We start from the raw sequence: 6,260 nt of genomic DNA on the forward strand, positions 1-6,260 counted from the left end.
AACTATTAGCTGGTTTAGTCAATATAAGGGGATTGCCTCAGCTATTTTAATCCCAAGTACCTTTGATAGGTGTTAGATCTGAAAGTTTAACTAACTTAATAAGCTGAAGAATGTAACAAACGTTTCTCTAAGCTTTAATAACGAACAAAGTCTTTTACTTATCAAGAATAAGCATCAATTAGATTTTCTGTAAGAACCATTAAGCACTCTTAAAACGGGTGCTTTTTTATATCCAAGGAGGCCAATAAAATTTGTTTTAACCCATTTCTTGTTGAACTAATCTCCCCATTAGCCATTCATGAAGCATATCTTCACCACAAAGGATGGAATTTTATACCTTTTTCCATGGTAGTTCAATAAGATTATCGATACGGACCTTTCTAACTACTTTAGCCAATAAAGCCTCCAATAATAGCTCCTCCGATTACTCCTAAGCCAATGATTGGTAAATAGGCTTTTGTAATAAGTGCGTCTGGGAGGCTAATTAACAACCCTATCAAAATTCCTTTTGTCCAACCATACATAGGAAGAACAGTTATTGATATTAAGAAACCAATCGTAAAACGATTAATAAATGAACCAATAATAGCAATACGTTTATTTTCAAATTTCATCGGGAGCATTAGTAGTACAGATAATAAACCAAATATTATACCAGATATAATTCCTAAGAAAATGCTGTTCATTGGTAATAAATATCCTTTCTCTAACTAACTCATTAATTGATATGATTCTTTTAAAAGAACTAAAAACTCCTGATTTAGTTCGTCTTCACTAAGAAATCTAAAGTTATTGTGAAATCTGTTTTTTGAAACTTGTTCAATTTTAGTAATCTTCTCGTGTTCAATTTGATGGTTTGTTACTAAATTAAAATCTAACCATTTCTTTTTTGGATGAACTCCTCCAAAGGAAGATTTATTCAAAAGATGTATAGAAGTCTTTTTAAACTCAATTTCAAAAGGTCCAATTTCTTTCAATAAATCGAGTATTTTTGAATATATTTCATAAACATTAGATGCCTTATTTGAGAATAATTCATCTTCTGACATATCACCATCTCCTAATTTCACTCTAACATATTAAACTTTATTACCTTTATTTCGCCTCTTTTTACATCATTTTACCATTTCTTTATTCGACTAACCTCCCCCTTTACTTTAAGTGAAATTCTTCACAATGTAAACTTGCTAGCTACTCCTTTCAACATAATGCAGGTATAAAATTACTTTTCCATAAATCAAAAGCCCATCTAATGTCTTGAGGCATGTTCTTGCAAAGCTTAAATTTACTCAGGTACAATTCTAATATAAAAAATAGAAGTAAAAGTAATACGTCTTTTAATTTGGCGGGACTGCTTGGGAATCGAACCCACAAGACTTAGCGCGCTTTTGCCAATTAGAAAATTAGTACCTTTAGCAAAATCATGATTGGCAATCATTCAGCTTTAATAATATAAAAAAAGAGCTGTATCAAACTAGAAAGTAATTTCTAATATGATACAAACCCTTTTCTTATGGAACTCTTTTATTTGGTCATAGTAACTTCAAAAGTGTTTATTTTCTATATTCCCTTTTGTTTAAACATTCCATTTACGGTTTAATATTCAAGAATAAATTCACTTCTCCATCATAGCCACTAACATTGTTCCAGAACACTTTTGATGTTAGGACGATAGAATCACGCTCATCTGCGATGCATTCACCTAAAATTTCCTCCGAACACCCATAAACATCGGCTGTATCGAAGAAGTTGATACCAGCTTCCCGACAGCGTTGATACATGGCTTTCGATGTTTCTTCATCTGCGTCTCCGGCAAAAGACATGGCACCAAAACATAAATTTGAAACTTGAATTCCTGTTTTTCCTACTGTACGATATTCCATCATGTAATGTACCTCCAATAATTTTTCAATCTTTTGTTAAACAGCGTTTAATCACGTTTTGTTACATACTTCAACCATATCCCGCCGACTTCCTGTTTTTCGACTTCTTTCAGATAAGAAATTTACTGGATGAAATTGTTGATTATTTAGGTTTTTTAATCTATTTTTTCAATTGTAACGGTAAAATTACCTTTCATACTTGCAAGCTTTTCAATACCAGATTCAATCTTCCCTATTTTAATCAATCCATTTGCAACTCCAAAATCCTGATAAAATATAGCTAAATTTCCCCATGGGGAATAATAAGTGAAATGACCAACTGATGCATCACAGCCTGATGGTGCATCTTCTTTCGTTAATTTTTTAGGCAAATAGCTAATTTTTTCAGTTCCTGCGTAATCTTCAAATGTTAAAGTCATAGGGAGTATTGATAAAAAATCCCTGCTTGTTGGGTTATCAAATACTTTTACCATTACTTCCTCGTTATTAAAAGTCAATTTGATATTACTCACAATACCACCTCTTTAAACCACATTCTCGTATTTAGCCACTTTACGCCGAAGTCTAAAGGAAACCGTCGTAATAATGGCTGCAATGGCGACTGATCCTGCCCCGATCCAACTAACTGCATGAACGGATGTACTTCTTACTGCTACACCCCCAATCCCTGCGGCCGCAGCTATCCCTAACTGTATGAAGGAGCCATACAGGCTAAGCATAATTCCTGAAGCTTCCGGAGCAAGCCAGACCAGATTATACTGCAGACCAGGACCAGACGACCACGCCGAGAATGACCATAGCATAAGCAATGGAATGGCGACAACGGTTGATTTGGCAATAGTAGATAGCAACACTAAAGCGATTACGTGGACAACCAAACCTCCGACAAGAGTTCTGGGGTTACCAATCCGATCCGTCATGAATCCACCAAACTTGGAACCAATCAAGGTAGCGATACCGAAGGCAAATAAGGCACCGCTCACTTCTCCACCCTTCATGGATGTAACGGTTAATAGGAATGGGGCAATATAGGAATACATCACCCCATATCCTAGCTGCCAAAAGAACGTTGCACCAAGGCCCATTAAGATTTTCGAGTTCTTTAAATAAGAGAGTTGCTTGCCCAAAGGAACGGCCACCCCGTTATTTGAGGCAGGAATCGTTCGCATGATAACGAAGATTGCTAGAAAACTAAGAACACCGATACCTACAAAGATTATCTTCCAATCGTAGAGGAGCGCTACAAGACGACCAATTGGTACACCAATGATAATAGCAGCACTAAACCCAAGTATTACTGTGCCGATAGCACCTGCTTGTTTTTCGGGCGGTGCTAATTTTGCTGCGGCAGTCTTGGCAGCAATGGCAAACACTCCACTTCCTAGAGCTAGTATAATGCGAGAGACAATCAGAAAACCAAAGCCTGGAAGGGTAATAGTCATCACGCTGCCAAGCACCATTAAAACAAGAGAAAGGTTCAATAACTTACGCTGATTCATTTTTGTCGTCGCCATCACGACAAGTGGAGAACCGAACGCATTTGCCATCGCAAATACAGTAATCAGTTGTCCTGCCGCCGATACTGAAACATGATTTGAGGCAGCGACTTTATCTAAAATACCTGCAATAACGTACTCAGATGTACTCACCATAAAGGTAATAACGGCCAACAGGTAAATTTTCCAAGTGTTGTTCATAATTTTTCTTATCACTCCTCTACAAAAACAAATTAAGGTTAACCCCAATGTAGCATTACATCAGGGATACTCATATCAGTAACTATCGAAATTATTTTAATAACTATACCCTGGTTTTTTATACAACGTTTTTTCTTTTCCTAAAATATCAGGCTTATATACTTCTTCTGCCCATTTCCCATTCGGAATTTCTTCAAACGAAACAGAAATACTTTCCTTTCCAGCGTTTACTGTTTCCATAACAGCTTGCACAATCTTATCTGTAAGTTCTTTCTTTTGATCCTCAGTTCGACCCGGTATTAGTTTTACTATAATGTGTGGCATCCACTATTCTCCTATCGTTAAATTATTTTCGGGAATAACTTCCTTTACACAACTAAATTGGAACTGTAAAAATTAATATTGATTGATTAATCAACATCTGTTTATAATTATAAAAAGATTACGAGTACGTTCAATGGTTAAATTAACGCAATTCGTTGATTACTCAACAAATCAATTTATATTGTTGATTATCTTTGGGAAAGTTTGGTGATTAGTAATGCCTAAAGTGGATAGAAGAATAACCAAAAGCCAAGAAGCTATCAAAAATGCCTTAATAGAACTGATGACTGAGAAAAGTTTTGATGACATTACTATTCAGGATATTGCGGACAGAGCAGACGTGAATCGAGGAACGATCTACCTTCATTACACGGATAAATATGATCTATTAGATAAGATGATAGAAGAACATATGAACAATCTCCGAGACCTTTGCCAATCAGCATCTGATATGACATTTCAAGAAGGAAATTATATCTGGTTCGAATACTTTGAGCATCATTACTTATTCTTTTCGACGATGTTAGCGAGTAAAGGGGCTCCTTCTTTTCGTAGTCGTTTTTTAGAGTTAGTCGTAGAAGAGTATAAACCTGAAGTAGATACATCCGAAGGAAAAAATCAAGGATTAAGTGAAGATGTTATTCTTCAATTTTTTGGAACAGCGATCGTTGGGGCTGTAGAATGGTGGTTCAAAAATGGAATGCCTTTGCCCGCTCGTGTGATGGCCGAACAAACAGGGGCAATATTAGATAGGAATTTAGAATAATTCATTATGATTTTAAAAGAATCATTTATCACGAAAAACTAACGCATCGAATTCAATGATTCGATGCGTTTAGTTTTATCAATTATTTTATATTTATTTATTAACATTTTCATATTCTTCTTCTGAAACTGGCTCCAGCCATTCCGGCTTACCTGCAGTTATGGCAATGTGTTCAAACCAGCTGTCTTTTGCGGCACCATGCCAGTGCTTCACGCCATCGTGAGTGACAATAACATCGCCAGCTTTTAAGAATTGAGCAGGTTTTCCTTCTTCTTGGTACCAACCTTCGCCGCCAGTTACTAATAAAATTTGAAATCCATCACGATGGATATGCCAGTTATTTCGGCATCCTGGTTCAAATGTCACATTCCCAACACCTACGTTGACTTTAGGATCAGACACTAATCCTTTAAGATAGCTTTGTCCCACAAAAAATTGTGAAAAAGGATTTTTTTCGCCCACTGGGAAAATAACGCCATTTTTTACTTCTTCATGTTTTGCCATTTTAATTCCTCCAATAAACCTTATTTTTATTATTAACCAATTAATTTTCAGGAATCATTTCATTAACGCAAGCTAATGCGTTCAGTGTTCTCGGAAAGCCCAAATATGGAAGGCAGTGAGTGATCGCAGTGATTAATGTTTCCTTGTCATTTCCCACATTTTTGTTACCAATCACATGTGACTTGACTTGGCTTTCACAACCGCCTAACGTACTGATAATACAGAGTGTCAACAACTCCCGTGTTTTCAAATCAAGTCCGCTGCGGGTGTAAAAGTCTCCAAAGCAAAAGGAGGAAAGATAATCCTGCATATGCTTTTGATTTGCTGGGGCAGCCTCACGCATTTTGGCAATCACATCGCCAAAAATCTCTACTTGTGCAGCAAGTCCTTTTTCAAAACGGCTCTCTTCATCTACCGTCTTTTGGCTTTCAATTGGTAAAGTGATTTCCTTTGCTTTGAAAACCTCATTGACTTCATTGATGGCGTTTAATGTTTTGGGAAATCCAATGTATGGAGCACACTGATAAACAGCCTCTTTGATTTCTACAGGTGTCAGCCCAACGTTCAGTGCGGCACCTACATGTGCCTTGAGCTGAGGCAACGTTTGATTCGTCGCAAGCACTGCCAAAGTGATTAGCTCACGTTGCTTATCATCAAGATTTCCTTGATAGAAAACTTCTCCAAAAATGAAGCGGCTCAAAATGTCCTGAAAATCAGGATCGGTAGCATTTGCGGCTGGTACTCCATTGCCAAATAGTTGTTTGTATTTTTCCTTGCTCTTTTCAACACGATCCATAAATAAGCCTCCATTATGTAGTTATTTGCTTCTATTGTTCCAAAAGTTAGCTTTACTTGATGCATGTAATAAATTAATACAGATTGATTAATAAACATCTGTTTATAATTATAAAAAGATTCAGAGTACGTTCAATGGTTAAATTACCGCAATTCGTTGATTACTCAACAAATCTATTAAAATTGTTGATTATCTTTAGGTGAATTTGGTCTTCGACGCTTGTGGCGACTTCTTCCTATCCCCCAAACGACCTTGACTTTCCTCGACCTCAACGCTTGAGGCGACTCCTT

The 6,260-nt window shown here is 36.5% G+C and carries 9 protein-coding genes; 1 reads left to right on the forward strand and 8 read right to left on the reverse strand.

Annotation, left to right across the window (positions count from 1 at the left end; genetic code table 11):
• Positions 1-389: 389 nt before the first annotated feature.
• The 6 genes from V7266_RS14745 to V7266_RS14770 form a co-directional block, all read right to left on the reverse strand.
• Positions 390-686, reverse strand: coding sequence for a hypothetical protein (locus V7266_RS14745; protein ID WP_335468650.1), 297 nt, complete (start codon positions 684-686; stop codon positions 390-392).
• A 24-nt stretch (positions 687-710) separates the two neighbouring features.
• Positions 711-1,049: a DUF5655 domain-containing protein gene (locus V7266_RS14750; RefSeq protein ID WP_335468651.1), complete on the reverse strand. Its 339-nt coding sequence runs from the start codon at positions 1,047-1,049 to the stop codon at positions 711-713.
• 540 nt (positions 1,050-1,589) lie between these two features.
• Entirely contained in the window at positions 1,590-1,886 is a 297-nt protein-coding gene (locus tag V7266_RS14755) for an aldo/keto reductase (RefSeq protein ID WP_335468652.1), read from the reverse strand.
• Positions 1,887-2,038: 152 nt separating this feature from the next.
• Positions 2,039-2,395 carry a cyclophilin-like fold protein gene (locus V7266_RS14760; RefSeq protein WP_335468653.1) on the reverse strand — a complete coding sequence of 119 codons (357 nt, stop codon included), beginning with the start codon at positions 2,393-2,395 and terminating at the stop codon, positions 2,039-2,041.
• Positions 2,396-2,407: 12 nt separating this feature from the next.
• Positions 2,408-3,580, reverse strand: a complete 1,173-nt coding sequence (locus tag V7266_RS14765) for an MFS transporter (protein ID WP_335468654.1) — start codon at positions 3,578-3,580, stop codon at positions 2,408-2,410.
• A 96-nt stretch (positions 3,581-3,676) separates the two neighbouring features.
• Positions 3,677-3,904, reverse strand: a complete 228-nt coding sequence (locus V7266_RS14770; protein ID WP_335468655.1) for a tautomerase family protein — start codon at positions 3,902-3,904, stop codon at positions 3,677-3,679.
• A 217-nt stretch (positions 3,905-4,121) separates the two neighbouring features.
• Between V7266_RS14770 and V7266_RS14775 the strand changes: the two genes are divergently transcribed.
• Complete coding sequence (locus tag V7266_RS14775; protein ID WP_335468656.1) at positions 4,122-4,670, forward strand: TetR/AcrR family transcriptional regulator; 549 nt, start codon at positions 4,122-4,124, stop codon at positions 4,668-4,670.
• Positions 4,671-4,763: 93 nt separating this feature from the next.
• Here the strand turns inward: V7266_RS14775 and V7266_RS14780 are convergent, their stop codons facing one another.
• Both V7266_RS14780 and V7266_RS14785 read right to left on the reverse strand, forming a co-directional pair.
• Positions 4,764-5,174, reverse strand: a complete 411-nt coding sequence (locus V7266_RS14780; RefSeq protein ID WP_335468657.1) for a cupin domain-containing protein — start codon at positions 5,172-5,174, stop codon at positions 4,764-4,766.
• Between the two features lie 40 nt (positions 5,175-5,214).
• Entirely contained in the window at positions 5,215-5,970 is a 756-nt protein-coding gene (locus V7266_RS14785; protein ID WP_335468658.1) for a carboxymuconolactone decarboxylase family protein, read from the reverse strand.
• Between the last annotated feature and the right edge of the window lie 290 nt (positions 5,971-6,260).

The sequence above is a fragment of the Neobacillus drentensis genome (assembly GCF_036965645.1).
Classification (GTDB): domain Bacteria; phylum Bacillota; class Bacilli; order Bacillales; family Cytobacillaceae; genus Neobacillus; species Neobacillus drentensis_D.

Excerpts from the sequence above, each read along its gene's own strand:
- V7266_RS14755 (WP_335468652.1), bottom strand. The coding sequence starts at position 1,886 with ATGATGGAATATCGTACAGTAGGAAAAACAGGAATTCAAGTTTCAAAT.
- V7266_RS14765 (WP_335468654.1), bottom strand. The coding sequence starts at position 3,580 with ATGAACAACACTTGGAAAATTTACCTGTTGGCCGTTATTACCTTTATG.
- V7266_RS14780 (WP_335468657.1), bottom strand. The coding sequence starts at position 5,174 with ATGGCAAAACATGAAGAAGTAAAAAATGGCGTTATTTTCCCAGTGGGC.
- V7266_RS14750 (WP_335468651.1), bottom strand. The coding sequence starts at position 1,049 with ATGTCAGAAGATGAATTATTCTCAAATAAGGCATCTAATGTTTATGAA.
- V7266_RS14785 (WP_335468658.1), bottom strand. The coding sequence starts at position 5,970 with ATGGATCGTGTTGAAAAGAGCAAGGAAAAATACAAACAACTATTTGGC.
- V7266_RS14775 (WP_335468656.1), top strand. The coding sequence starts at position 4,122 with ATGCCTAAAGTGGATAGAAGAATAACCAAAAGCCAAGAAGCTATCAAA.
- V7266_RS14770 (WP_335468655.1), bottom strand. The coding sequence starts at position 3,904 with ATGCCACACATTATAGTAAAACTAATACCGGGTCGAACTGAGGATCAA.
- V7266_RS14745 (WP_335468650.1), bottom strand. The coding sequence starts at position 686 with ATGAACAGCATTTTCTTAGGAATTATATCTGGTATAATATTTGGTTTA.